This window comes from Winogradskya consettensis, assembly GCF_018332715.1.
In the GTDB taxonomy this organism is placed as follows: Bacteria; Actinomycetota; Actinomycetes; order Mycobacteriales; family Micromonosporaceae; genus Actinoplanes; species Actinoplanes consettensis.
The window spans coordinates 36,616-60,732 of record NZ_BOQP01000003.1; the positions used below are offsets into that span (position 1 = coordinate 36,616).

General features: G+C 68.3%; 24 protein-coding genes. 14 read left to right on the forward strand and 10 right to left on the reverse strand.

Annotated features, from left to right (window positions below; genetic code table 11):
* Positions 1-37: 37 nt before the first annotated feature.
* The 3 genes from Aco04nite_RS01965 to Aco04nite_RS01975 are packed head-to-tail and all read left to right on the forward strand — an operon-like array spanning position 38 to position 2,888.
* Positions 38-1,087 (forward strand): sugar ABC transporter substrate-binding protein, encoded by a 1,050-nt coding sequence (locus tag Aco04nite_RS01965; protein ID WP_212995476.1) that lies wholly within the window; start codon positions 38-40, stop codon positions 1,085-1,087.
* Positions 1,060-2,112, forward strand: coding sequence for an ABC transporter permease (locus tag Aco04nite_RS01970; RefSeq protein ID WP_244875684.1), 1,053 nt, complete (start codon positions 1,060-1,062; stop codon positions 2,110-2,112). The genes Aco04nite_RS01965 and Aco04nite_RS01970 overlap by 28 nt, the downstream gene beginning before the upstream one ends.
* A complete protein-coding gene (locus Aco04nite_RS01975) occupies positions 2,112-2,888 on the forward strand; it encodes an ATP-binding cassette domain-containing protein (RefSeq protein ID WP_212995477.1) in 777 nt (258 codons plus the stop codon). Before Aco04nite_RS01970 ends, Aco04nite_RS01975 begins: the two co-directional genes overlap by 1 nt.
* On the opposite strand, the gene Aco04nite_RS01980 is transcribed toward Aco04nite_RS01975, so the two are convergent.
* Positions 2,878-3,798, reverse strand: a complete 921-nt coding sequence (locus tag Aco04nite_RS01980; protein WP_212995478.1) for a quinone oxidoreductase family protein — start codon at positions 3,796-3,798, stop codon at positions 2,878-2,880. The two genes, Aco04nite_RS01975 and Aco04nite_RS01980, sit on opposite strands and share 11 nt — an antisense overlap.
* A 58-nt stretch (positions 3,799-3,856) precedes the next feature.
* Here Aco04nite_RS01980 and Aco04nite_RS01985 point away from each other — a divergent pair, with 58 nt between their 5' ends.
* Positions 3,857-4,294 (forward strand): MarR family winged helix-turn-helix transcriptional regulator, encoded by a 438-nt coding sequence (locus tag Aco04nite_RS01985; RefSeq protein WP_212995479.1) that lies wholly within the window; start codon positions 3,857-3,859, stop codon positions 4,292-4,294.
* An 11-nt stretch (positions 4,295-4,305) separates the two neighbouring features.
* Here the strand turns inward: Aco04nite_RS01985 and Aco04nite_RS01990 are convergent, their stop codons facing one another.
* The gene (locus tag Aco04nite_RS01990; protein WP_212995480.1) at positions 4,306-4,620 is read right to left on the reverse strand and encodes a transcriptional regulator; all 315 of its coding nucleotides are present in this window, start codon (positions 4,618-4,620) and stop codon (positions 4,306-4,308) included.
* Positions 4,621-4,776: 156 nt separating this feature from the next.
* Positions 4,777-5,763: an aldo/keto reductase gene (locus Aco04nite_RS01995; RefSeq protein WP_212995481.1), complete on the reverse strand. Its 987-nt coding sequence runs from the start codon at positions 5,761-5,763 to the stop codon at positions 4,777-4,779.
* An 83-nt stretch (positions 5,764-5,846) separates the two neighbouring features.
* Between Aco04nite_RS01995 and Aco04nite_RS02000 the strand changes: the two genes are divergently transcribed.
* Together Aco04nite_RS02000 and Aco04nite_RS02005 are read left to right on the forward strand one after the other, a co-directional pair.
* On the forward strand, positions 5,847-6,701 hold the full coding sequence (locus Aco04nite_RS02000) for an AraC family transcriptional regulator (RefSeq protein ID WP_212995482.1): 855 nt from the start codon (positions 5,847-5,849) through the stop codon (positions 6,699-6,701).
* 346 nt (positions 6,702-7,047) lie between these two features.
* Complete coding sequence (locus Aco04nite_RS02005) at positions 7,048-7,269, forward strand: hypothetical protein (protein WP_212995483.1); 222 nt, start codon at positions 7,048-7,050, stop codon at positions 7,267-7,269.
* Positions 7,270-7,278: 9 nt separating this feature from the next.
* Here the strand turns inward: Aco04nite_RS02005 and Aco04nite_RS02010 are convergent, their stop codons facing one another.
* The 7 genes from Aco04nite_RS02010 to Aco04nite_RS02040 all read right to left on the reverse strand — a co-directional run bounded on the left by Aco04nite_RS02010 (position 7,279) and on the right by Aco04nite_RS02040 (position 13,934).
* Positions 7,279-7,716 carry a helix-turn-helix transcriptional regulator gene (locus Aco04nite_RS02010; protein WP_212995484.1) on the reverse strand — a complete coding sequence of 146 codons (438 nt, stop codon included), beginning with the start codon at positions 7,714-7,716 and terminating at the stop codon, positions 7,279-7,281.
* Between the two features lie 80 nt (positions 7,717-7,796).
* Positions 7,797-8,963, reverse strand: coding sequence for an L-rhamnose isomerase (gene rhaI, locus Aco04nite_RS02015; protein ID WP_212995485.1), 1,167 nt, complete (start codon positions 8,961-8,963; stop codon positions 7,797-7,799).
* 4 nt (positions 8,964-8,967) lie between these two features.
* Positions 8,968-9,291 (reverse strand): L-rhamnose mutarotase, encoded by a 324-nt coding sequence (locus Aco04nite_RS02020; RefSeq protein ID WP_212995486.1) that lies wholly within the window; start codon positions 9,289-9,291, stop codon positions 8,968-8,970.
* 49 nt (positions 9,292-9,340) lie between these two features.
* Positions 9,341-10,420 carry a rhamnose ABC transporter substrate-binding protein gene (gene rhaS / locus Aco04nite_RS02025; protein ID WP_212995487.1) on the reverse strand — a complete coding sequence of 360 codons (1,080 nt, stop codon included), beginning with the start codon at positions 10,418-10,420 and terminating at the stop codon, positions 9,341-9,343.
* Positions 10,421-10,448: 28 nt separating this feature from the next.
* Positions 10,449-11,468 (reverse strand): ABC transporter permease, encoded by a 1,020-nt coding sequence (locus tag Aco04nite_RS02030; protein ID WP_212995488.1) that lies wholly within the window; start codon positions 11,466-11,468, stop codon positions 10,449-10,451.
* Positions 11,461-12,477, reverse strand: coding sequence for an ABC transporter permease (locus Aco04nite_RS02035; RefSeq protein WP_212995489.1), 1,017 nt, complete (start codon positions 12,475-12,477; stop codon positions 11,461-11,463). Before Aco04nite_RS02035 ends, Aco04nite_RS02030 begins: the two co-directional genes overlap by 8 nt.
* Complete coding sequence (locus Aco04nite_RS02040; RefSeq protein WP_244875685.1) at positions 12,474-13,934, reverse strand: sugar ABC transporter ATP-binding protein; 1,461 nt, start codon at positions 13,932-13,934, stop codon at positions 12,474-12,476. The genes Aco04nite_RS02035 and Aco04nite_RS02040 overlap by 4 nt, the downstream gene beginning before the upstream one ends.
* A 214-nt stretch (positions 13,935-14,148) precedes the next feature.
* On the opposite strand from Aco04nite_RS02040, the gene Aco04nite_RS02045 reads away from it, so the two are divergent.
* From Aco04nite_RS02045 to Aco04nite_RS02080, 8 genes are all read left to right on the forward strand, one after another.
* Complete coding sequence (locus Aco04nite_RS02045; protein WP_244875686.1) at positions 14,149-15,183, forward strand: LacI family DNA-binding transcriptional regulator; 1,035 nt, start codon at positions 14,149-14,151, stop codon at positions 15,181-15,183.
* Between the two features lie 114 nt (positions 15,184-15,297).
* The gene (locus Aco04nite_RS02050; protein ID WP_212995492.1) at positions 15,298-17,328 is read left to right on the forward strand and encodes a bifunctional aldolase/short-chain dehydrogenase; all 2,031 of its coding nucleotides are present in this window, start codon (positions 15,298-15,300) and stop codon (positions 17,326-17,328) included.
* The gene (locus Aco04nite_RS02055; RefSeq protein ID WP_244875687.1) at positions 17,325-18,731 is read left to right on the forward strand and encodes a rhamnulokinase; all 1,407 of its coding nucleotides are present in this window, start codon (positions 17,325-17,327) and stop codon (positions 18,729-18,731) included. The genes Aco04nite_RS02050 and Aco04nite_RS02055 overlap by 4 nt, the downstream gene beginning before the upstream one ends.
* Position 18,732: 1 nt before the next feature.
* Positions 18,733-19,467: a (Fe-S)-binding protein gene (locus Aco04nite_RS02060; RefSeq protein ID WP_212995493.1), complete on the forward strand. Its 735-nt coding sequence runs from the start codon at positions 18,733-18,735 to the stop codon at positions 19,465-19,467.
* A complete protein-coding gene (locus Aco04nite_RS02065) occupies positions 19,467-20,879 on the forward strand; it encodes a LutB/LldF family L-lactate oxidation iron-sulfur protein (RefSeq protein WP_212995494.1) in 1,413 nt (470 codons plus the stop codon). The genes Aco04nite_RS02060 and Aco04nite_RS02065 overlap by 1 nt, the downstream gene beginning before the upstream one ends.
* Complete coding sequence (locus Aco04nite_RS02070; protein WP_212995495.1) at positions 20,876-21,451, forward strand: LutC/YkgG family protein; 576 nt, start codon at positions 20,876-20,878, stop codon at positions 21,449-21,451. Before Aco04nite_RS02065 ends, Aco04nite_RS02070 begins: the two co-directional genes overlap by 4 nt.
* A complete protein-coding gene (locus tag Aco04nite_RS02075) occupies positions 21,448-22,836 on the forward strand; it encodes an L-fucose/L-arabinose isomerase family protein (protein WP_212995496.1) in 1,389 nt (462 codons plus the stop codon). Before Aco04nite_RS02070 ends, Aco04nite_RS02075 begins: the two co-directional genes overlap by 4 nt.
* A gap of 213 nt (positions 22,837-23,049) precedes the next feature.
* Positions 23,050-23,469 carry a VOC family protein gene (locus Aco04nite_RS02080; protein WP_212995497.1) on the forward strand — a complete coding sequence of 140 codons (420 nt, stop codon included), beginning with the start codon at positions 23,050-23,052 and terminating at the stop codon, positions 23,467-23,469.
* Positions 23,470-24,117: the final 648 nt, after the last annotated feature.

Genomic DNA, 24,117 nt, shown 5'->3' on the forward strand with positions numbered 1-24,117 from the left:
TGTCTCTCGATTTGTGCTAAATCGGTTTGGAGGGGACATGCGGCAATGGATCGTGCCCCGGGGCGGGCGACTCGGGCCGGCGGTGGTCGTCGGGGTGCTGGTGGTGGGCACCGCGGCGGCGTGCGGCGGCGGGACGGGCGAACCGGTCGTCGGCCTCATCACCAAGACGGACACGAACCCGTTCTTCGTGACGATGAAGAAGGGCGCCCAGCGCGAAGCCGGTCAGCAGGGTCTCGAACTGCAGTCGTTCGCGGGCAAGCAGGACGGCGACAACGAGGCGCAGGTGCTGGCGATCGAGAACCTGTCGTCGTACGGTGCCAAAGGTTTTCTGATCACCCCCAACGACTCCAAGGCGATCGTCCCGTCGATCGACCTCGCCCATGAGCGGGGCATGCTCGTCATCGCCCTGGACACGCCGACCGACCCGCCGGACGCGGCCGACGCCACATTCGCGACCGATAACTACCAGGCCGGGAAGCTCATCGGGCAGTGGGCGAAGGCCAAGTTCGCGAAGGACGGCCGGACGGCGAAGATCGCCATGCTGGACCTCAACGCCAACCAGGTCTCCGTGGACGTCAAGCGGGACCAGGGATTCCTCGACGGGTTCGGCATCCCGGTCGGTGACGCCAACAAGATCGGTGACGAGAACGACCCGCGGATCGCGGGGCACGACGTCACCGACGGCGCGGAGGACGGCGGGCGTACGGCGATGGAGAACCTGCTGCAGAAGGACCCGTCGATCAACCTCGTCTACACGATCAACGAACCCGCGGCAGCCGGCGCGTACCAGGCGCTCAAGGCCGCCGGGCGGGACAAGGACACGGTCATCGTCTCCATCGACGGTGGCTGCCCCGGAGTCGAGAACGTCAAGAAGGGCGTCATCGGCGCGACGTCGATGCAGTTCCCGCTGAAGATGGCGAGCATGGGCATCGAGGCGATCGCGAAGTTCGCCAAGGACGGCTCGAAACCGCAGGCCACGGCCGGTAAGGACTTCATCGACACCGGCACCACCCTGATCACCGACGACCCGCAGGCCGGCGTGGAAGCCAAGGATTCCACGTGGGGCACGCAGAACTGCTGGGGCTGAGCATGGCAACTGCCACCGAGACCGCCACTGACTTCGACGTCGCCAGGAACGACTCGTTCGGCCTGCGCGTCCAGCACATCCTGCACGGCAACCCGGTCCTCGGGCCGCTGGCCGTCCTGATCGTGGCGATCATCGCGTTCTCGATCGTCAACGTCCGCTTCTTCTCCGCCGCCAACCTCTCGCTCGTCCTCGCGCAGGTCACCGTCATCGCCGTGCTCGCACTCGGCCAGACCCTGGTGATCCTGACCGCCGGCATCGACCTCTCGGCCGGCGCCATCGCGGTCTTCTCCTCGATCCTGATGGCGGTCTTCTGCACCCGGGCCGGGATGCCCGGCGTGCTGGCGCTGCTGTTCGGTCTCGCCTTCGGCACGGCCATGGGCGCGCTCAACGGCTTCCTCGTCACCCGGATCAAGCTGCCACCGTTCATCGTCACGCTCGGCACGCTGACGATGTTCTTCTCACTGAACTCGGTGATCTCCAACAGCGAGACGGTCCGCGGCTCGGACATGCCCTCGCTCATGACGTGGACCGGTAACTCCATCCCGATCGGCGGCTTCCGGCTCACGTACGGCTCGATCTTCATGTTGCTGCTGTTCGGGCTCTTCTTCTACGCCCTGAGCAGGACGGCATGGGGCAAGCACGTGTACGCGACGGGCGACGACATCGAGGCCGCCCGGCTCGCGGGTATCCGTACCAGTCGCGTGCTGTTCTCGGTCTACACGATCGCGGGTCTGCTCTACGCCGTCGGCGGCTGGATCCTGATCGGCCGCCTCGCCTCGGCCAGCCCGAACGTCGGCACCGACTACAACCTCGACTCCATCACGGCCGTCGTCCTCGGCGGCACCAGCCTCTTCGGCGGCCGGGGCAGCGTCCTCGGCACCCTGATCGGCGCCCTCATCGTCGGCGTCTTCCGCAACGGCCTCCAGCTCGGCGGCGTCGAAGTCGTCTGGCAGGGCTTCGCCATCGGCCTCCTGGTGCTCGTCGCGGTCTCCCTCGACCAGTGGATCAGGAAGGTGAAAACGTAATGACGACACCCGTCCTGGAAGCGCGTGGCCTGACCAAACGGTACGGGCGGGTCGTCGCCATCAATGGCAGCGACCTGGAGCTCTACCCCGGTGAGATCCTCGCGGTCATCGGCGACAACGGCGCCGGCAAATCCAGCCTGATCAAGGCACTCTCCGGCGCCCTGGTCCCGGACGAGGGCGAGATCTACCTCGACGGCGAACGGGTGACGTTCCGCAACCCGATGCAGGCCCGCGAGGCCGGCATCGAAACCGTCTACCAGACCCTCGCGGTCGCCCCCGGCCTCGACATCGCCGACAACCTGTTCCTGGGCCGCGAACAACGCAAACCGGGCCCGCTGGGCAGCATTTTCCGGATGCTCGACCGCGGTCACATGCGCGCGGAAGCCCGTCGGCACATGTCGGAGCTGGGCATCGGCACCCTGCAGAACATCGGCCAGGCGGTGGAGTCGCTCTCCGGCGGCCAGCGCCAAGCGGTCGCGGTGGCCCGCTCCGCGGCCTTCGGCAGCAAGGTCGTCATCCTCGACGAACCCACGGCCGCCCTCGGCGTCAAGGAGGGCAACCGCGTCCTGCAACTCATCCGCGACGTCCGCGACCGGGGCCTGCCGGTCATCCTGATCAGCCACAACATGCCCCACGTCTTCGAGGTGGCCGACCGCATCCACATCCAGCGCCTCGGCCGCCGCGCCACGGTCATCACCCCGAAGAGCCACAGCATGTCCGACGCGGTCGCCATCATGACGGGCGCGGCCGAACCGCCGCCCACTGCTAAGGCCTGAGGACGACCTTGCCGAGGTTCTGCCGCGTCTCGATGATGCGGTGGGCCTCGGCAGCGTCGGCCAACGGGAGCTCGGCGTGGATCGCGGGCCGCAACCGGCCATCGCCGGCCAGCTCCCACAGCAGCTCATGGTGCTTGTCGTAGAGGTCACGATGGGCGGCCGCGAAGTGCCGGATGGCCATCCCGGTCACGGTCTTCGCGCCGCCCAGCAGCTCCGAGGCGTTGATCGTCCCGCCGCCCGAGTTGAAGAACACCAGCCGCCCGCCGGGCCGGACCGCTTTCAGCGCGGTGCCTAGCAGCTCCCCACCGGCCCCGTCGAGAACGACATCCACCTCCACGTCGTCGCCATACCTGACAACTTCGTCGGCCCCCAGCTCGCGGAGAAAGTCGCCCTTGGCGAGATCACCAACTGCCGCAACCACTCTGGGTACGCCGTGCAGCTTGGCCAACTGCACAGCGAGATGCCCGACCCCGCCCGCCGCCGCGGTGACCAGCACCGACTCGTCTTTTGCCACGGCCGCGACGGTCAGCGCCGCCAGCGCCACGTGTCCACTGCGGACGAGCGCGACGGCTTGCGAGGCGCTGCTGCCCTGCGGAATGTGCGTCGTCATCACGGCGGGGACGACGACCAAATCGGCGTAGGAGCCGGTGAAGGGCAGGGACACCACCCGATCCCCGACGGCGAACCCCGTGACGCCTTCGCCGATCGCGACCACCTCGCCGGCGACCTCCCCGCCGAGCACTCCGGGGAGCGTGCTCGTGGGGTCACGCACCATGCGTACGGCGGGGAGGGTGACGCCGATGGACTCCGGGCGTACGGTCAACTCGCCCTGACCCGGCACCGGATCATCCGCCTGCTCCACCGTCAGAACTTCCGGCCCACCGTGCTCGTAATAACGCACCCTCCGCATACCCGCCAGGCTACCCAAACTCGTTGGGATACCCCAACGGTTTAACTAAGCTACGGCCGTGACCGACGTCCCGTACGCCCCGCACAGCATCCGCGTCCTGCCCAGCTGGCTACTGGGCCGAGCCGCCGCCCGAGGCCACCGCCTGGTCACCGAAGCCCTCGCCGCCGAAGGCCTCCGCATGATGCACCACGCGGTCCTCGCCACGGTCGCGGAACTAGGCCCGGTCTCCCAGGCCGACCTCGCCCGAACCCTGCGGGTCGACCCGAAGGACATGGTTGCGATCATCCACGACCTGCGCGGCGACGCCCTGATCGACCAAACCCCCGACCCGGCCGACCGTCGCAAGAACGCCATCACCCTCACCCCCGCGGGCCAGGAAACCCTGACCCGCACGACCCGGCTGGGCAACCAGGCCAACACCACCCTCACGGCCGGCCTCACCCCCGCCGAAGAAGCCCAGCTCATCGCCCTGCTCACCCGAGTGGTCGCCGGTTGAGCAGGGCTCGTTCAGGCGATCTGCCGCAGGTCGTTGCCGTAGTCGAAAATGATCCGCATCTTGGCACCCAACGCCTGCGCGTATCGGCTGAGCGTAGCGACCTCGTTCACGTCGAGATCACCGTTCTCGATCTGACTGATCCGCCCGGGCGTAACACCCATGAGGTCAGCCACCTGCCGCTGCGTCAGCCCCAGCCGCTTCCGCTCCTCAGCAAGATGGAAGGCGCTGACCCACGCCTCGGTCCGCGCCCGTTCTGCAGCAAGCGCGACCTCATCACCGTCATCCAGTTCGGCCTGGATGTCCTCCCAATCATGGAAGTCGGTCATTGCTCGCCCCTCCGTTTCCTTTCGAACGCCATCCAGTTCGCGAACGCGATCTCCGCGACCGGAACCGCCGCATCGCGGCCGGATCGGCGTCGGAGCTCTTTCGGAGACTATAGCCCGAGCTAAACATGGCGGTCGCACGGTGTGCGGGGCCGGGGGTTACCAGGAGGGGAGCATGGCCTCGGGGTAGCGGGAGCCGGCGGCGCCGTGGGGGAGGATCTGCTGGATGCGGGCGAGGTCGTCCGGGGTGAGGGTGACGTCGGCGGCGGCGACGTTCTCGGCGAGGCGGGCGGGGCTTCGGGTGCCGGGGATCGGGACGATGTGGGGGCCCTGGGCGAGGAGCCAAGCGAGGGCGAGCTGGGTGACCGCGATGCCCTTGCTCTCCGCGAGGGTGGTCAGCTGCCGGACGGCGGCGAGGTTCTTCTCGTAGTTGCCTGGCTGCCAGCGGTCGTCCCAGCTGCGCATGTCGTCCGCCGGGTATTCGGCGGCCGGCTTGACCGCGCTGGTCAGGAAGCCGCGGCCGAGCGGGGAGTAGGGCACGAAGCCGATGCCGAGCTCGCGCACGACCGGCAGGACGTCAGCCTCGACGGCGCGTTCGAAGACGGAGTATTCAGTCTGAAGGACCGAGACGGGGTGTACGGCGTGGGCGCGGCGGATGACGTCAGGGCCCGCCTCGCTGAGGCCGAAGAAACGGACCTTGCCCTCGCTGATGAGTTCACCGATCGTGCCGGCGACGTCCTCGATCGGGACGTCGGGGTCCACACGGTGCTGGTAGAGGACGTCGATGTGGTCCGTGCCCAGGTAGCGCAGGCTGTTCTCGGTGACCTCGCGGATGTGGGACGGCCGGCTGTCCAGGCCCACGCCGACGTTGGCCGGGTCGCTCAGGTCGAAGCCGAACTTGGTGGCGATCACGATGTCGTCGCGGAAGCCCTTCACCGCCCGGCCGACCAGCTGCTCGTTGCTGCCGGTGCCGCCGCCGTAGAGCTCGGCGGTGTCGAAGAGGGTGACGCCGAGCTCGTACGCGCGGCGAATGGTTGCCGTTCCGCCTTCTTCGTCGCCGGCGCCGTACGCCATGGTCATGCCCATCGTGCCGAGGCCGATGGCGCCCACGCTGAGGCCTTGCGTTCCTAGATCGCGTTTGTTCATGGACCCAACGCTACGAACGCGGCCGGTGACCGTCATGGGTTCTGACTCGCATAGGATTGCCTGATCCTCTCAGGGAGCGCCGCATGCTCGAACGCCTTGCCGAAGCCGTGAACCGGCACCACGTCGGAATCTGGGGGGAAACCGCCGTCCCCCGCCAGACCCTCGTCGCCCTCGACGAGTCCATCGCCCCCAGCGACCAGCAGTACGTCCCGATGATCTGCTTCACCGTCGCCGGAGCCAAACGCAGCGTCTCCGGCGAACGCAGCTGGGTCACCCGGGGCGGCGAAATGTTCCTGAACTCCCTGGCCACCCCGGTCAGCGCGATCTTCGAACGGGTTCCGTACCGCTCGGTGGTGCTGCACCTCGACAGCAAGGTCCTGGCCGGCTCGATCCTCGAGATGGGCGAGACCGCCATTCCCGGCGGCGAGGTCCTCACCACCGCACCGATGACACCCGAGATCGTCGACGCTGTCACCCGCTGGGTCTGCCTGCTGGATGCGCCGCAGGACATCGGCGTACTGGCCGGCCGGGTGGAGGGCGAGATCCTCTACCGGCTGCTGGCGGGCCCACTCGGTCCGGCTCTGCGGCAGTGGTCCCGCACCGACACGGCCGCGGCCCGCATCCGCGAGGCCGCCACCTGGATCGTCGACCACTACGACGAAACCCTCGCCATCGATGGCATCGCAGCCATCGCCCACATGAGCCCGGCAACCCTGCACCGGCACTTCAAGGCGGCGACGGGCATGAGCCCGATGCGGTTCCAGAAACAGCTGAGGCTCCAGGAAGCCCGCCGCCGCATGATGGCCGGCGAGGGCAGCGCGGCCGAGGTCGCCCAATCGGTCGGCTACGCCAGCGCCACCCAGTTCAACCGCGAATACCGCCGCTTCTACGGCCTCCCACCCGGCCAGGACACCAAGCGCCTTCAGGTCAAGAGCTAAGCGTCGTGTTCGCGACGGTTGATTCCCTTCATCAACCCCGCGGCGGAGGTTGCCTCGGTGTCTCCCGACCGTCCGCCGCGCCGTCCGGCAAAAGCGTCAGTCTTCGAACGCCAGGCAATCCAGGCCAGCGGTTCGAACAGGCCCGTCGATCAATGACGCGCATGAGATCAAATACTTCAGACGGCACTCCGCTGACGACCCGGAGCAGGAGACGCCTGCCCGGACCTATTTATCCACATGCGACGCCAACATCCGAGCGAAGTTCCGGGCTGCGCTCGTCGCGGTAGCCGCCGCACCGCCGCAGAAGTTTGCCGGCGGCGGGTACTGGGAGGCTATGCACGGCGAGATGACCGGCTGGTACGAGGTTCGCTGTAACGGTCGCAACCGCAGTCACCATCGGCTGTTTTGCCTGATCGACCTGGCCGCCGAAGGCGCCGGGAGGCCGTGGCTGGTAGTGATCGCTGAAATGAGCAAGCCGTTCCGCACCGCACTCAGCGACGCGGACGACAAAAACATCCGAGAGCTCGGCAGCGAATATCTAGCTCGCAATCCGCGATCAGTTGTCTGAACTCAGCGGCTAGGCGCACAGGCGGCTGGTGGCATCGCCGCCGCGCACACCTTCGAGGTAGAGCGCCAGGGCGGCAGGATCGGGGTGCTCGCCGCTGAGCAGGGGCGCGCTGACGTTCTCCTTGTCCGAGTCCGAGAGTGGCTCCAGAGAGATCCGCATGCCGAAGACGGCGGCGATCTCCGCGAGGGTTCCCAGGGTCGGATTTACCTGGCCGGCGGTGAGCAGGCGCCGGATCGCGTCCGGGTTGGTGCCGATCGCGCGGGCGAGGGCGGCCTTCGACAGGCCGGCGGCGACTCGCGCGTCGTCGAGCTGGTTGATGATCCGGTCCACTGTCGCGATGCGGACGGACTCCACGACGTAGGTGCGCAGGAAGTCGGGGTCCTTGAGGTCCTCGGCGAGGTCGTCCCAGAAGGCGCCGGGTTCCGGTTTCAACTCCTGTCCAGCCACCTGAAAAACGTATCATTAATGCCACGTTCTGGCCAGGAGTTGCAGCGTCGGGGGTCGCCGGGCGGCGACCCCCGTGGGGGTCAGGCGCCCCAGCCGGCCTGTTCGCCGCCGACGCGGTCGGCGATGATCTTTTCCTGGTAGCCGCTTCGCTTGTAGGCGCCGACCGGGTCCGGGTCGAGGCCCAGGTCGGTGCGGACCTCGGCGAGCAGCGGCCGGACGTCGGTGTTGTAGGCGTCCATGATGACCGCGTTGGCTTCGAGGACGTCGCCGTCGTTCTGGGCTTTTGTCAGGGCTTCGCGGTCGACGAGGAGGGCCTTGGCGGTCGCTTCCTGGATGTTCAGGATCGAGCGGATGATCGCGGGGATCTTCGCTTCGATGTTGTGGCACTGGTCGAGCATGAAGTTGATGCCGTACGCCGGGTCGAGCGCGCCGCCGCGGACGATCTCGTACAGGATGCGGAAGAGCTGGAACGGGTCCGCGGCGCCCGCCATCAGGTCGTCGTCGGCGTAGAAGCGGCTGTTGAAGTCGAAGGCGCCGAGCTTCTTCTGGCGCAGGAGGAACGCCACGATGAACTCGATGTTGGTGCCGGGGGCGTGGTGGCCGGTGTCGATGCAGACCGTGGCCTTCGGGCCCAGCTCGAGGCAGTGGGCGTAGGACGTGCCCCAGTCGGGGATGTCCGTGGCGTAGAAGGCCGGCTCGAAGAGTTTGTATTCGAGCAGGATGCGCTGGTCGTCGCCGAGGCGGGCGTACGTTTCCTGCAATGCCGCGGCCAGTCGGTCCTGGCGGTTGGTCAGGTCGTCCTGGCCGGGGTAGTTGATGCCGTCGGAGAACCACAGTTTCAGGTCGCGGGAGCCGGTCGCGTCCATGATGTCGATGGCTTCCAGCAGGTGGTCGGTGGCCTTGCGGCGCACGGCCGGGTCGGGGTTGGTGACCGAGCCGAGCTTGTAGTCGTCGTCCTGGAAGACGTTGGTGTTGATGGCCCCGATTCCAACACCCAGACTCTTCGCGTACGCCGTGAGCGCCGAATAGTCGTCCACTTTGTCCCAAGGGATGTGCAACGCGACCGTCGGGGCGACACCCGTGTACTGGTGGACGACGGCGGCGTCGGCGATCTTCTCCTGGGGGGTGCGGGGGACGCCCGGCTGGGTGAAGACCTTGAAGCGGGTGCCCGAGTTGCCGAACGCCCAGGACGGGGTCTCGACCCGCTGTGCGGTGAGGGCGCGCTTGACGGCGGCGAGGTCGGTCATGGTGTCACGCTTCTTCCGGTTCGGTGAGGTGGAAGACCTCGGTCAGCAGGGGGAAGCCGTCGTCGGGGGTGGTGCCCGCGAAGAACGGGGCCATTTCCGCCTGCCAGCGGGTGTTGACGTCCGTGGCGGCCATGGCGGCCTCGGACGCGGCCAGGTTGTCGGCCTCGACGTAACCGATGAGCAAGCCGTCGGGGCGTAGAAAGAGGGAGTAGTTGCGCCAGCCGGTGGCCCGAAGTGCGTCCTGCATCTCGGGCCACACGGCCTTGTGTCGCTCTACGTACTCCTCTAGCCGGTCCTCTCGGACCTGCAACTGGAAGCAATAACGCACGAGGAATCTTTCGGTTTTCCGCTGCGGATGAACTCAGCGGGGCATCGGATCAGAAGTTGAACTGGTCGATGTTCTCGGCGGTGAACTCGGTGGGCGGGCCGAGGACGATCTCGCCGGCGGCACCGATCGTGTATTCGCCGAGCTTGCCGGCCTTGAACTTCTCACCCTCGGCGCCGGTGATCTGACCGGAGGCGAGGGCGGCGCCGGCGAACGCGGCCAGGTAGCCGATGTCGGCCGGGTTCCACAGCGCGAACTTCTTGACGGTGCCGTCCTTGACGTACTGGCGCATCTGGTTCGGCAGGCCGAGGCCGGTGATCGCGACCTTGCCCTTGTAGTTCGAGGAGCTGACGTAGCGCGAGGCCGCGGCGATGCCCACGGTGGTCGGGGAGACGATCACCTTGAGATTGGGGTACGACTGGAGCAGCCCCTGCGCCTCCTGGAACGACTTCTGGTCGTCGTCGTTGCCGTACGCCGTCTTGACCAGCTTGAGCTTGCTGTATTCGGGCTTGGCCAGTTCCTTTTTCATGACGTCGATCCAGGCGTTCTGGTTCGTGGCGTTGGGGGTGGCCGAGAGGATCGCGATCTCGCCCTCGCCGCCGGCCAGCTCGCTCGCCATCTTGGTCAGGCTTTCGCCGATGCCCTGGGTGGTGGCCTGGTTGATGAACGCGTCGCGGCAGTCCTTGGAGGCGTCGGAGTCGAACGACACGACCTTGATGCCGGCCTGGCGGGCCTGGTTGAGCGACGGGCAGACCGCGTTCGGGTCGTTCGCCGCGACCACGATGACGTCCTGCTGCTGCTGGATCAGCGTGTTGATATAGCTGACCTGCGAGGAGGCGCTGGCGTCGTTCGGGCCGACAAGCTTGTACTCGCCCTTGAGCTCGCCGACCGCCACCTTGCCGCCGCCGGTCTCGACGTCGGAGTACGGGTTGTTGAGCTGCTTCGGCAGGTACGCGATCTTCAGCCCGCTCTTGAGCTCGGCGTTCGGGTTGGCCGAGGCGCCGGGCTGGGTCGCGCCGCCGCCGGTGCTGTCGGCGCTGTCCTTCGTGGTGCCCCCGCCACAGGCGGTGAGACCCAGGACGAGAAGTGAGGCGCTAGTAGCTGTCAGTAGTCGTCGGTGGGAACGGAACATGGCTGACTCCTATGGACGGGGGGAAAATTCAGCTTGTTGCGGCTTGGCGGAGCTTGCGTCGCTGCCGTGAGGTGCGAATCGAGGAGACGATGTTCGGGAGCAGGACCGAGAGCACGAGCAGCGTCCCGGTCACGATGTTGAGGGCCTGGCCGGAGACGTCCTGCAGGCGGAGGGCGTTCTGCAGAGCGGCGAGCAGAACCACCCCGGCGAGTACGCCCGGCAGGTTGCCTTTACCGCCGAAGATCGACACACCGCCGAGCAGCACCGCCGCGACCACGGCCAGTTCGAGCCCCGAACCGTTGTCGGCGCGGGCACTGGAGTAGCGCAGGGTCCACAGGATGCCGACGAGGGCAGCGACCGCGCCGCTCGCGACGTACAGCCAGAACTTGGTCCTGGCCACCCGGATGCCGGCGAAGTGCGCGGCCTGGTCGTTGGCGCCGATCGCGTAGAGCGAGCGGCCGAACGGCGTCGCGTGCAGCACGATGCCGAAGACGATGGCGAGCGCGACGATCGGGATCAGGACGTTAGGGACGGAGCCGCCGCCGATCGTGCCGGTGACCCAGCCGGTGTAGTCGAACGGGAAGTCCGCCACGGCGCCGTCGCCGAGCACCACGAACGCTAGGCCGCGGTAGAGCGCGAGGGTGCCGATCGTGACCGCGAGCGACGGCAGGCCCAGCGCGTTGACCAGGAAGCCGTTGATCGCGCCGAGCACCGCGCCGATCACGATCACCAGCGGGATGATCGTCTCGATGGAGAGCCCGTTGTTCCAGAACCAGCCCATCAGCGAGCTGGCCAGGCCGAGGATGCTCGCCACCGACAGGTCGATCTCGCCGGTCACGATGATCAGGGTCATCGGCAGCGCGACCAGCACGATCGGCATCAGGTCGAGGATCAGGAACGTGAAGTTGCGGCTCGTCCCGAAGTTGGGCACTCCGAGCGACGCCGCGACGATCACCACGACGGTCAGCAGGATGATGATGCCGTCCCAGCTCGCGAGCTTGCCGAGCCCGCCGCGGAAACTGCGGGGGGAGACAGAGGCGTCAGACATGCGAATCCCTCTTTCGCAGCGATCGGGCGATGCGGACCGCGACGATCCGGTCGGCGCAGATCGCGAGGACGATCAGCGCGCCGACGATGGCCTGCTGCCAGAACTGGTTGATGTCCAGCACGGTCAGGGCGCTGCCGATGACGGTCAGCAGCAGCGCGCCGAGGCCCGCGCCCCAGACCGTGCCGCTGCCGCCCGACACGGCCACCCCGCCGACCACGACCGCGGCGACGACGTTGAGCTCGTAGCCGTTGCCGGCCGAGGCGTCGATCGTGCCGAAGCGGGAGGCGAAGAGCACCCCGGCGAGCCCCGCGAGTGCGCCGCTGATGATGAACGCGGCGAGCATGTTGCGGGCGACCTTGATGCCGGCCAGCTCCGCGGCGCCCGGGCTGGAGCCCATCGCGTACAGCTCGCGGCCGACCCGGTAGTTGCGCATCATCAGTGAGACGCCGCCGACCACGACCAGCGCGATCAGGACCAGCCACGGGATGCCGAGGATCGAGTCGTTCGCGAACTGCAGGAAGTGCCCGGGCAGTTCGTCGGCGTTGACCTGGTCGCCGCCGGCCCACGAGTAGATCAGGCCGCGGAAGATGTACATCGTGCCGAGCGTGACGACCAGCGCCGGCACCCGGCCGTAGCGGACCAGGACGCCGTTGAGCAGCCCGGCAAGCGCGCCGACGGCGAGGCCGACGAGCAGCGCCACGATCATCGGCAGGCCCGGGTTGTCGCTCATCATCGAGGCGACCGTGAACGCGCTGATGCCGAGCACCGAGCCGACGGAGAGGTCGATGTTGCGGGTGATCACCACGACGGCCTGACCGGCGGCCATCACCGCGAGGATCGCCGTGTTGAGCAGGATGTCCCGGATGCTCTGCGCGGACAGGAACCGCGGCTGGCTGGTGGTCGTGTAGATGATCAGTGCCGCGAGAGCGACGATGATGCCCAGCTCACGAATCTTGACGAGCCCGCTGAAAACCTTTCTCGCGGGCGAATGCGTAGCGACTGCGGTCACGATTGCCCCATTGCCGCGTACATGACGCTCTCCTCGGTGGCTTCTTCTCTTGTCAGCTGGGCCGCGATGTGGCCCTCGCGCAGGACGACGATGCGGTCCGCCATGCCGAGCACCTCGGGGAGCTCGGAGGAGACCATGACGACGGCGAGCCCGCGCGCCGCCAGGGACGACAGCAGCCGGTGCACCTCGGCCTTCGTGCCGACGTCGATGCCGCGGGTGGGCTCGTCGACGATCAGCAGCTTGGGGCTCGTGGCCAGCCACTTGGCGAGCACGACCTTCTGCTGGTTGCCGCCGGAGAGCGTGCCGACCGGGTCGGAGAGCCGCCCGAACTTGGTCTGCAACTGCTTCGTCCACTCGGCGGCCTCCCGGCGCTCGGAGCCGCCGAAGAGCAGTCCGAGTTTCGCCAGCGCCCGGGATCGGGGCAGCGTCACGTTGCGCTCGATGGAGAGCTCCATGACCAGGCCCTGCTGGCGGCGGTCCTCGGGGACCAGGCCCATGCCCGCCGCCATCGACGCACGGGGGTTGCCACCCTTGAGCTTCTTGCCGAGAAACGTGACCGTGCCGCTGTCGTACTTGTCGACGCCGAACACTGCCTGCATGACCTCGGAGCGCCCGGCCCCGACGAGCCCGGCAAGGGCGACGATCTCGCCGGCCTTGACCTCGAAGCTGATGTCGCGGAAGACGCCCGCGCGGTTGAGCCCCTCGACCCGCAGCACGGTCTCGCCGATCGTGGCGTCCTGCTTGGGGTAGAGCGCGCTCAGGTCGCGCCCGACCATCCGCCGGATCATGTCGTCGACGCTGAGGTCGCTGACCGGCTCGGTGCAGACGTGCTTGCCGTCGCGCATGATCGTGACGCGCTGGCAGAGCGCGGTGATCTCCTCGAAGCGGTGCGAGATGAACATGATCGCCGCGCCCTCGTCCCGCAGCGCCCGGGTGACCGCGAAGAGCCGGTCAACCTCGACACCGCTCAGGGCCGCGGTCGGTTCATCCATGATCAGTACGCGGGCCTGGCTCGACAGCGCCTTCGCGATCTCGACGAGCTGCTGGTCGGCGATGGAGAGCCCCCGCGCCGGGCGGGTCGGGTCGATCTGCACGCCGAGCCGCGCGAACAGGCGCGTGGCGTTCGCGTTCATCGTCCTGCGGTCGATCTGCCGCAGCCGGGTCAGCGGCTGGTTGCCCATCGCGATGTTCTCGGCGACGGACAGGTCGGGGAAGAGCGTCGGCTCCTGATAGATGACGGCGATGCCGGCTGCCTTGGCGTCGGCCGGGCCGGTGAAGGTGACCTCCTCGCCGTCGACCAGCAGCGTGCCGGTGTCGGGCCGGTGCACCCCGGCGAGCATCTTGACGATGGTGGACTTGCCGGCGCCGTTCTCGCCGACGAGCGCGTGTGCCTCGCCGGGCTCGAGGGCGAAACTGACCCCCTGGACGGCAGCTACCGCGCCGAATGACTTGCTCACGTCGCGGACTTGGAGCAACGCGCTCACGGCCACCTCCCAGCGTGGGGTTGAAATGTTTCAGCCGTCGATGTGACGAAAGTAGGTGGCTGCGATCACACATGTCAAGGCTCAATTCGAAACCTTGCTGAAACACTGACTTGGCAGCGCTAATGGTTCACGTACGATGCGCCATTGCACGTTTCAACCGGCGCAGCAGCGTTTCAAAGGGGGCACAGTGGCGATTGGCAGGAGCCCGTCGGTCAAGGACGTGGCCGCATCCGCGGGCGTCTCGCTGGGCACCGTCTCGAACGTCATGAACCGTCCGGAGGTCGTCAGCCCGGCCACCCGCGAGCGTGTCGAGCGGGCGATGGCCGAGCTCGGGTTCGTCCGCAACGAGTCGGCCCGGCAACTTCGCGCGGGAACGAGCCGCACCCTCGCGTACGTGATGCTCGAAGGCAGTAATCCGTTCTTCCACGACGTGGCCGCGGGCATCGAGATGGCGGCGGAGGATTCGGACCTCTCGCTGTTCATCTGCAACAGCAACGGGCGCTCCGGCCGCGAGGAGGTGCACCTCGACCGGCTGATGCAGCAGCGGGTCCAGGGCATCCTGATCACCCCGGTCGACCCCGGCGCCCGGCACCTCGCCGACATCGCCAGGCGTGGCATCCCGGTTGTCATCGTCGACCGCGTCGGCGAGAGCGGCGCGTTCTGCTCGGTGGCCGTGGATGACGTGCTGGGCGGCCGGATCGCGGTCGAGCACCTGGTCGAGCAGGGGCACAGCCGGGTGGCCGTGATCGGCGGCCCGGAGAGCATCGGGCAGGTGCGCGAGCGGCTCGAGGGCGCCCGCCAGGTCTGGGCCGAGCTGGGCATGAAGCCCGACGACCTGACCTATCTGCCGACCGCCGAGATGACCGTCGCGGAGGGCCGGTCCGCGGGGGAGCGGCTGGCCGGTCTGCCCGCGCGGCGGCGCCCGACCGCGGCGTTCTGCGCCAACGACCTGCTCGCGCTCGGCCTGCTCCAGCAGGCGATCGGCGCCGGCCTGCGGATCCCCGAGGAGCTGGCCATCGTGGGCTTCGACGACATCGAGTTCGCCGCCGCCGCCGCGGTGCCGCTGACCTCGGTGCGTCAGCCGCGTCAGGAGCTGGGCCGCGCCGCTGCCGGTCTGGTGCTCGACGAGGCGACAAATCCGGCGCACGAGCACCAGCAGCTGACGTTCGTGCCGGAGCTGGTCGCGCGGGCCTCCACGGTGGCCCGGCCGAGGGCTTACTGAGAACGTTTCACCAACCAAGCGTTTACCGTGCGGGCTATTGACCCCGCACGTGTTGCCGCCGTAACCTGCACGCAATCTATGAAACGTTTCACGAAGGCGACGTGAAGGACACTCATGGCGAACCCCGCAGTCAGCGATCTTCTCGGCCGCAGTAACCGGCTCGGAGCGGACCCCCGCACCACGAACTACGCGGGCGGCAACACCTCGGCCAAGGCGACGGAGACCGACCCCGTCACCAACGAGCCCACCGAGCTGGTCTGGGTCAAGGGCTCCGGCGGTGACCTCGGCACGCTGAAGGAATCCGGCCTCGCGGTGCTGCGCCTCGACCGGCTGCGCGCGCTGGCCGGCGTCTACCCCGGCGTCGAGCGCGAGGACGAGATGGTCGCCGCGTTCGACTACTGCCTGCACGGCCGGGGCGGTGCCGCCCCGTCGATCGACACGGCGATGCACGGCCTGGTCGACGCGCCGCACGTGGACCACCTGCACCCCGACGCGGGCATCGCGCTGGCCACGGCCGCCGACGGGCCCGCGCTGACCAAGGAGATCTTCGGCGACAGGGTGCTCTGGGTGCCGTGGCGCCGCCCCGGTTTCCAGCTCGGTCTCGACATCGCCGCCGTGCAGCGGGCCAACCCGCAGGCCATCGGCGTCATCCTCGGCGGGCACGGGATCACCGCGTGGGGCGCGACCAGCGAGGAGTGCGAGGCGCGGTCGCTGGAGATCATCAACACCGCCGCGGCCTATCTGGCTGAACACGGGCGGGCCGAGCCGTTCGGTGCGCTGGTGCACGAGCCGCTCGCCGAGGACGTCCGGCGCGAGCGGGCAGCGGCGCTCTTCCCGATCGTGCGGGGGCTCGCGTCGACCGACCGGGCGCAGGTCGGCCACTACACCGACTCGCCGGTCGTGCTCGATTACGTGGCTCGCGCGCGGATGCCCGAGCTGGCGGCGCTGGGGACGTCGTGTCCTGACCACTTCCTGCGTACCAAAGTGAAGCCCCTGGTCCTGGACACCGCGCCCGACGCACCGCTGGAAGAAGTCGAAGCGCGGCTCAAGGAGCTGCACGCGGCCTACCGCGACGACTACCGCGGCTACTACGAGCGGCACGCCACGCCCGAGAGCCCGGCGATGCGCGGCGCGGACCCGGCGATCGTCCTGATCCCCGGCGTGGGCATGTTCAGCTTCGGTGCCAACAAGCAGACCGCGCGGGTGGCCGGCGAGTTCTACGTCAACGCCATCAACGTGATGCACGGCGCCGAGGCGGTCTCCACCTACGCGCCGATCGACGAGTCCGAGAAGTTCCGGATCGAATACTGGGCGCTCGAAGAGGCCAAGCTGCAGCGGATGCCGAAGCCGAAGCCGCTCGCCACCCGGATCGCGCTGGTCACCGGTGGCGGCTCGGGCATCGGCCGGGCGATCGCGCTGCGGCTCGCGGCCGAGGGTGCCGTCGTGGTCGTCGCCGACCGCAACCTCGCTGGTGCCACCGAAGTGGCCGCTGAGGTCGGTGGGCCTGACGCTGCCGTCGCGGTCGAGGCCGACGTGACGTCAGAAGAAGCAGTGGCTGCGGCCGTACGCGACGCCGTGCTCGCCTTCGGCGGTATCGACCTCGTCGTGAACAACGCCGGTCTCTCGATCTCGAAGCCGCTGCTGGAAACCACCGAGGGCGACTGGGACCTGCAGCACGACGTGATGGCCAAGGGCTCGTTCCTGGTCTCCAAGGCGACCGCCAAGGTGCTGATCGCGCAGGGGATGGGCGGCGACATCGTCTACATCTCCAGCAAGAATTCGCTGTTCGCCGGGCCGAACAACGTGGCGTACGGCGCCGCGAAGGCCGACCAGGCGCATCAGGTCCGGCTGCTCGCCGCGGAGCTCGGCGCCTACGGGATCAAGGTGAACGGGGTCAACCCGGACGGCGTGGTCCGCGGTTCGGGCATCTTCGCCGGAGGCTGGGGCGCGCAGCGTGCCGCGGTCTACGGCGTGCCGGAGGAGAAGCTCGGCGAGTTCTACGCCCAGCGCACGCTGCTCAAGCGCGAGGTCCTGCCCGAGCACGTGGCCAACGCGGTGTTCGTGCTGACCGGGGGCGAGCTGTCCCACACGACCGGCCTGCACGTCCCGGTGGACGCGGGTGTCGCGGCTGCGTTCCTGCGGTGACGCGTTTTGCCGCCGTTGATCTCGGCGCTTCCAGCGGGCGGGTCATGGTCGGCGAGGTCGGGCCCGGCGAGCTCACGCTGACCGAGGCGCACCGGTTCGTCAACGAGCCGGTGAGCGTCGGCGGCACGCTGCACTGGGACATTCTCGCGCTCTACCGCGGTGTCCTAGAAGGACTGCGCAGAGCGGGGCCGGTCGACGCGATCGGCATCGACTCGTGGGCCGTCGACTACGGGCTGCTGGACGAGAGCGGAGCGCTGCTCGGCAACCCGATCCACTACCGGGACGCGCGGACCGACGGCGTCGCGGCGCAGGTCGGCGAGCTCATCCCCGAGCCGGAGCTCTACGCGGCGACGGGGCTGCAGAAGCTGCCGTTCAACACGATCTACCAGCTGGTGGCGGCCGCCGGGTCACCCCAGTTGGGGGCCGCGCGGCAGATGCTGCTCATCCCGGACCTGCTCGCCTACTGGTTGACCGGGGTCGCGGGGGCGGAGGTCACCAACGCCTCGACGACCCAGCTGCTCGATCTGCGCTCGGGGGAGTGGGCCACCGGGCTCATGAAACGGGTGGGGATCGATCCCGGGCTCTTCGCGCCGCTCCGGGCGCCGGGGTCGGTGATCGGGCGGGTGCTGCCGGCGGCCGGGATCGGGACGCCTGAGGTGATCGCGGTCGGGTCGCATGACACGGCTTCGGCGGTGGTCGGGGTGCCGGCTGTTGACGACGATTTCGCGTACATATCGTGTGGGACCTGGTCCTTGGTCGGGGTTGAACTCGATGCTCCGGTGCTGTCGGAGGCTTCGCGGCGGGCCAACTTCACGAACGAGGGCGGCGTCGACGGGACAATTCGGTATCTCCGGAATGTCATGGGCCTCTGGCCGCTCCAGGAGTGCCTCCGCGAGTGGCCTGATTCCGACATCTCCGATTTGCTCGAAGCGGCAGCCAGGCTCGAACCTCGCGCCCTGCTCGTGGATCTCGACGACCCGGTCTTTCTCGCGCCGGGGGACATGGCCGAGCGGCTCTCGGGACAAATCGGACGCAAGCTTACACGGGTCGAGACCGTCCGGTGCATTGTGGACAGCCTGGCGCTCGCGCATCGGAAGGCCATTCGGCAAGCTTCGGAATTGTCGGGAAAACCGGTCGGCGCCGTGCACGTCGTCGGGGGTGGAGCGCGCAACGAGCTGCTCTGCCAGCTCACCGCCGACGCCTGTGGCCTGCCCGTCCTCGCCGGCCCGGTCGAGGCCACCGCACTCGGCAACGTTCTGGTCCAGGCTCGCGCGGCCGGCGCGATCAGCGGAGACCTGCGAGCGTTGCGGGCGCTGGTGCGGCAGACTCAGCACATCGTGCGTTACGAGCCCCGCGGCGACGAGGCGGCGTGGCAGGCAGTCGAGCGCCGGTGGGGAGGCTGACGTGCGCATCGCCCTGTTCGTCACGTGCCTGGCCGACACCATGTTCCCGGCGGCGGCGAAGGCCACCGTCCAGCTGCTCGAGCGGCTGGGCCACGAGGTGGTCTTCCCGCCCGGCCAGACATGTTGCGGCCAGATGCACGTCAACACCGGATACCAGGATCAAGCCCTGCCGTTGGTACGCCGTCACGTGCGCACCTTCGCTCCCTACGACGTGATCGTGGCGCCGTCCGGGTCCTGTGTGGGCTCGGTGCGCCACCAGCACGCGATGGTGGCCCGCAAGGCCGGCGACGCGGGGCTGGCCGCTCGGGCGGAGGACGTCGGCTCGAAGACCTACGAGCTGTCCGAGCTGCTCGTCGACGTGCTCGGCATCGAGGACGTCGGCGCGTACTACCCGCACCGGGTCACGTACCACCCGACCTGCCACTCCCTGCGCATGCTGCGGGTGGGCGACAAACCACTGCGGCTGCTGCGCAACGTACGCGGCATCGACCTGGTCGACCTGCCCGCCGCGGACCAGTGCTGCGGGTTCGGCGGCACGTTCGCGGTCAAGAACGCCGACACCTCGACCGCGATGCTCACCGACAAGATGAGCCATGTGCTGGAGACCGGCGCCGAGGTCTGCACGGCGGGCGACTCGTCGTGCCTCATGCACATCGGTGGCGGGCTGTCCCGGATCGACGCCGGCGTGCGTACGGTCCATCTCGCGGAGATCCTCGCTTCGACGCAGGAGAGCTGATGACGTTTCTCGGAATGCCGACGACCGCACCGCGTGGGGTCGGCAACCTGCGCGGTGACGAGTCGTTCCCGGCGGCAGCCCACAAGGCGCTGCAGGACGAGCAGCTGCGCCGCAACCTGGGCCATGCCACCACCACGATCCGGCGCAAGTCCGGTGCGGTCATCGGCGAGCTGCCCGACTGGCAGGAGCTGCGCGAGGCCGGCTCGACGCTGAAGGCCAACACCATGGCCCGCCTGCCCGAGCTGCTCGACCAGCTCGAAGCGAACGTCACCGCGGCCGGTGGCGTCGTGCACTGGGCCGCCGACGCCAACGAGGCCAACCAGATCGTCACCGACCTGGTCAAGGCCACCGGGCACGACCGGGTCATCAAGGTCAAGTCGATGGCGACCCAGGAGATCGGGCTCAACGAGGCCCTCGAGGCATCCGGCATCACCGCCGTCGAGACCGACCTCGCCGAGCTCATCGTGCAGCTCGGGAACGACAAACCCAGCCACATCCTGGTCCCGGCGATCCACCGCAACCGCGCGGAGATCCGCGAGATCTTCCTGCGCGAGATGCCGGGCGTCGACCCGGCGCTGACCGACGAGCCGGCCGAGCTGGCCGGTGCGGCCCGGCGCTACCTGCGCGAGACGTTCCTCAGCACCAAGGTCGCCGTCTCCGGGGCCAACTTCGCGGTCGCCGAGACCGGGACGCTGGCCGTGCTCGAGTCGGAGGGCAACGGGCGGATGTGCCTGACGCTGCCGGAAACCCTGATCACCGTGATGGGCATCGAGAAGCTCGTGCCGACCTGGCGGGATCTCGAGGTCTTTCTCCAGCTGCTGCCGCGGGCGTCGACGGGGGAGCGGATGAACCCGTACACCTCGATGTGGACCGGGGTCACCCCCGGCGACGGGCCGCAGAACTTCCACCTGGTGCTGCTCGACAACGGGCGCACGGCGGTGCTCGCCGACGAGGTCGGGCGGCAGGCGCTGCACTGCATCCGGTGCTCGGCGTGCCTCAACGTGTGCCCGGTGTACGAGCGGACGGGCGGGCACGCCTACGGGTCGGTGTATCCGGGGCCGATCGGCGCGATCCTGTCGCCGCAGCTCACGGGGGTCGAGGACAACGCCTCGCTGCCGTACGCGTCGTCGCTCTGCGGTGCCTGCTTCGACGCCTGCCCGGTGAAGATCGATATCCCGTCGATCCTGGTGCACCTGCGCAACGAGGTGCCGCATCCGCGTGCGGAGAAGGCAGCGTTCGGCGCTGTGGCGTACACAATGGACCATCCCGCGCTCTACACCCGCGCGCAGCATGCCGCGAAGCTGAGCAGACACGCGAAGAAGCTGCCCCCGCCCCTGAACGGCTGGACGGCCTCCCGCGATCTGCCAGAACCACCGTCGGAGACGTTCCGCGACTGGTGGGCCAAGCGATGAGCAGCCGCGAACTGATCCTCGGCCGCATCAAGGCCGCGCTCGGTGACACCGCCGTGCCCGAGGTCACCCGGGACTACCGCCCGGCAGCTTCTGAGAAGGCCGATGTCGAGCTGCTCATCGACCGGCTCGTCGACTACAAGGCGGTGGTGCACCGCAGCGACGACGTGGCGGGCGTTGTCGCCTCCCTGAACCCTGGGCGGCTCGTGCTGCCACCCGGCCTCGACCCGTCCTGGGTGCCGGCCGACGCCACGGTCGTCGACGACGAATACCAGGCCGAGGCCGTGCTGACCGCCTCCACCGTCGCCGTCGCCGAGACCGGCACGATCGTCCTCGACGGCTCCCCGGACCAGGGCCGGCGTCGCATCACCCTCCTGCCGGATCTGCACATCTGCGTCGTACGCCCGGACCAGATCGTCGCCTCGGTCCCGGACGCCATCGCCCGCCTCGACCCGCGCCGCCCCCTCACCTGGATCAGCGGCCCGTCGGCGACCAGCGACATCGAACTCAACCGCGTCGAGGGAGTCCACGGACCCCGCAACCTGCACGTCATTCTTCTCGGAGGTGCGTCATGACCCGCATCGGCCTCGTCGCGGGCGGCCTCGGCACGTACTGGCCGCAATTCCCCAACCTGTTGCCGCAGCTCCGGGAATCCGCCGCGTACGTGTCGCAGCGTTTCCAGGAAATGGACGCCGACGTCGTCGACGCCGGGTTCATCTCCGACGCGCAGGAAGGCGCGGTCGCCGCGGAGAAACTGCGCCAGGCCGACTGCGACCTCATCGTCATCTTCCTGGCCACCTATCTGACCGCTTCGATGGTGCTGCCGATCGCGCAACGGGCCAACACCCCTGTGCTCATCATCGATCTGCAGCCGACCGAGAAGATGGACCACGCCACCTTCGGCACCGGCGAATGGCTGGCCTACTGCGGTCAGTGCCCCGTCCCGGAAATGGGCAACACGTTCCGCCGCGCCGGCATCCCGTTCCGTTCGGTCTCCGGCTGGCTGCGTCAGGAATCCGCCTGGGAACGCATCGGCCAATGGATCCGCGCCGCCCACGTCCGCGCGGCTTTACGGCACGCACGGCACGGCCTGATGGGCCACCTCTACCCCGGAATGCTCGACGTCTCAACAGATCTGACCCTGCTGCCGGCGACCTTCGGTTCGCACGTCGAGGTCCTGGAATTCGACGATCTACGCGTACGCGTAGAGCAGGTCACCGACGCCGAAGTCAGCGACCGGATGCAGGAAGTCCGCAAGATCTTCACCCTCGACGCCACGGTCAACGAGGACGACTTCGCGTGGGGCGCCCGTGTCTCGGTCGGCCTCGACCGCCTCGTCGACGACTTCGACCTGGACAGCCTCGCCTACTACCACCGCGGCCTCGACGGCGAGCAGCACGAACGCCTCGGCGCCGGAATGATCCTCGGCGCGTCCTTGCTGACAGCCCGCGGCATCCCCACCACCGGCGAATACGAGCTGCGCACCACCGTGGCGCAGCTCGCCACCGCGGCCGTGGGAGCAGGCGGCTCCTTCTGCGAACTCCAAGCCCTCAACTTCGAGGACAACGTCGTCGAAATGGGCCACGACGGCCCCGCCCACCTCGCCGTCAGCGCCCGCGACCCCCTCCTGCGCGGCCTCGGCGTCTACCACGGCAAACGAGGCTGGGGAGTCAGCGTCGAATTCGACGTCCGCCCCGGCCCCGTCACCCTCCTCGGCCTCGGCCAGGACCGCGACGGCTCACTGTCCTTCATCGCCGCTGAGGGAACGGTCGTCCCCGGCCCCCTACTGGCCATCGGCAACACCACCAGCCGCGTCGACTTCGGCCGCGACCCCGGAGAATGGGTCGACGCCTGGAGCGCCTCCGGCGTAGGCCACCACTGGTCCCTCTCCCTGGACCACCGCGCCGCGGACTACCGGGCCGCCGCCGGACTACTGGACATCGGATTCACCCAAGTCTGACCCCGGCGGTCAATCTGGCCCTGTCGGCACATGTGGAGACCCGCGACGGCCACAACACCCCAGAAACCGAACTGACGGTCCACACGGACCTGCCGACATCCCACTACGCCCGTATCCGCTGCCTTTTCGAAATCACCGGCTCGGGAGAAAGCGTTAGGCGTGTCGGGCGGGTAGCGGTCACTCGGTGTCCGCAATGGGGGGCAATCTAGCGGTATGACGCTTGACCGTTCTGGGTCCAGGATTGATCACCTCAACGTTGCCGTGCCGGATCTGGCTGCTGCTGTGGCGTTCTATGAGCCGGTGCTGGCGAGTATCGGGATTGCCAAGATGCTGGAGATTCCGCCGGATGCCACGCCGAATCAGCCGACTGCGATGACGGGCTTCGGGTTGGCGGACGTGAAGCCCTACTTCTGGCTGATCGACGGTGGCACGGTCGGGAGCAACATGCACGTGGCCTTCACCGTCGACAGTCGTGCGGACGTCGCTGCTTTCCATGCGGCCGCCCTCGCTGCCGGGGCCGAGGAGTTGCTGGCGCCGGCCGTTCACTCGGAGTATCACGCCGACTACTTCGGTGGGTTCGTGCTCGATCCGCACGGCATCAACCTGGAGGCCGTTTGCCATCGAGGATCGTGACGTCAGCCGCTTGGCAGCCGATCTAAAGCGCAGAGTCCGGCCCGCGGCAGAGTCCAGCTCGCGGTAAAGCCTGCAGCGAAACTCCGGGCCGCAGCGAGACTCCAGCCGCGGCAGAGTCCAGCCGTGGGGGAATCCAGTGTGGTTTGAGTCTTTGATCCGTTTGCGGCGGGCGGCGAGGCCAGCAGGATCTGGCCAAGGGCACGAAGTTGCGCCGAAACCGGCTATGCCGCAATCTTCTGCGGCGTCAGGTGTCAAGCGTGGGCCAATCACGTCTGGCCATGAAACATACGTTCTTCCGTCAGACGTGATTGACCGGATTTGAGGAGCAACACCGCAGAAAGTTCTCGCATCCCGGTGCCCGGCGCAACATTCAGCCTCGCGGCACATCAGCCGGGTCAGCGACACCGGCGCCACGTCCAGGCTCCACAACCGCATGGCCTGCGACGGCTCGGGCGCGGCCGGTGGGTGGTTAGGGAAAGCGGTGATCCCCGTACTGACAAGCAACTACCGACTCAGGACACTAGGGCGCATCTGAGGGATCACGACGGCCTGCGCCGGGTCCAGGTTTCGTCTCGCGGCGCGCGATTAAGGGGTGAATACAACACCGGTATTCACCCCTTAATCCCACTTGCGACACGAAACCTGGAC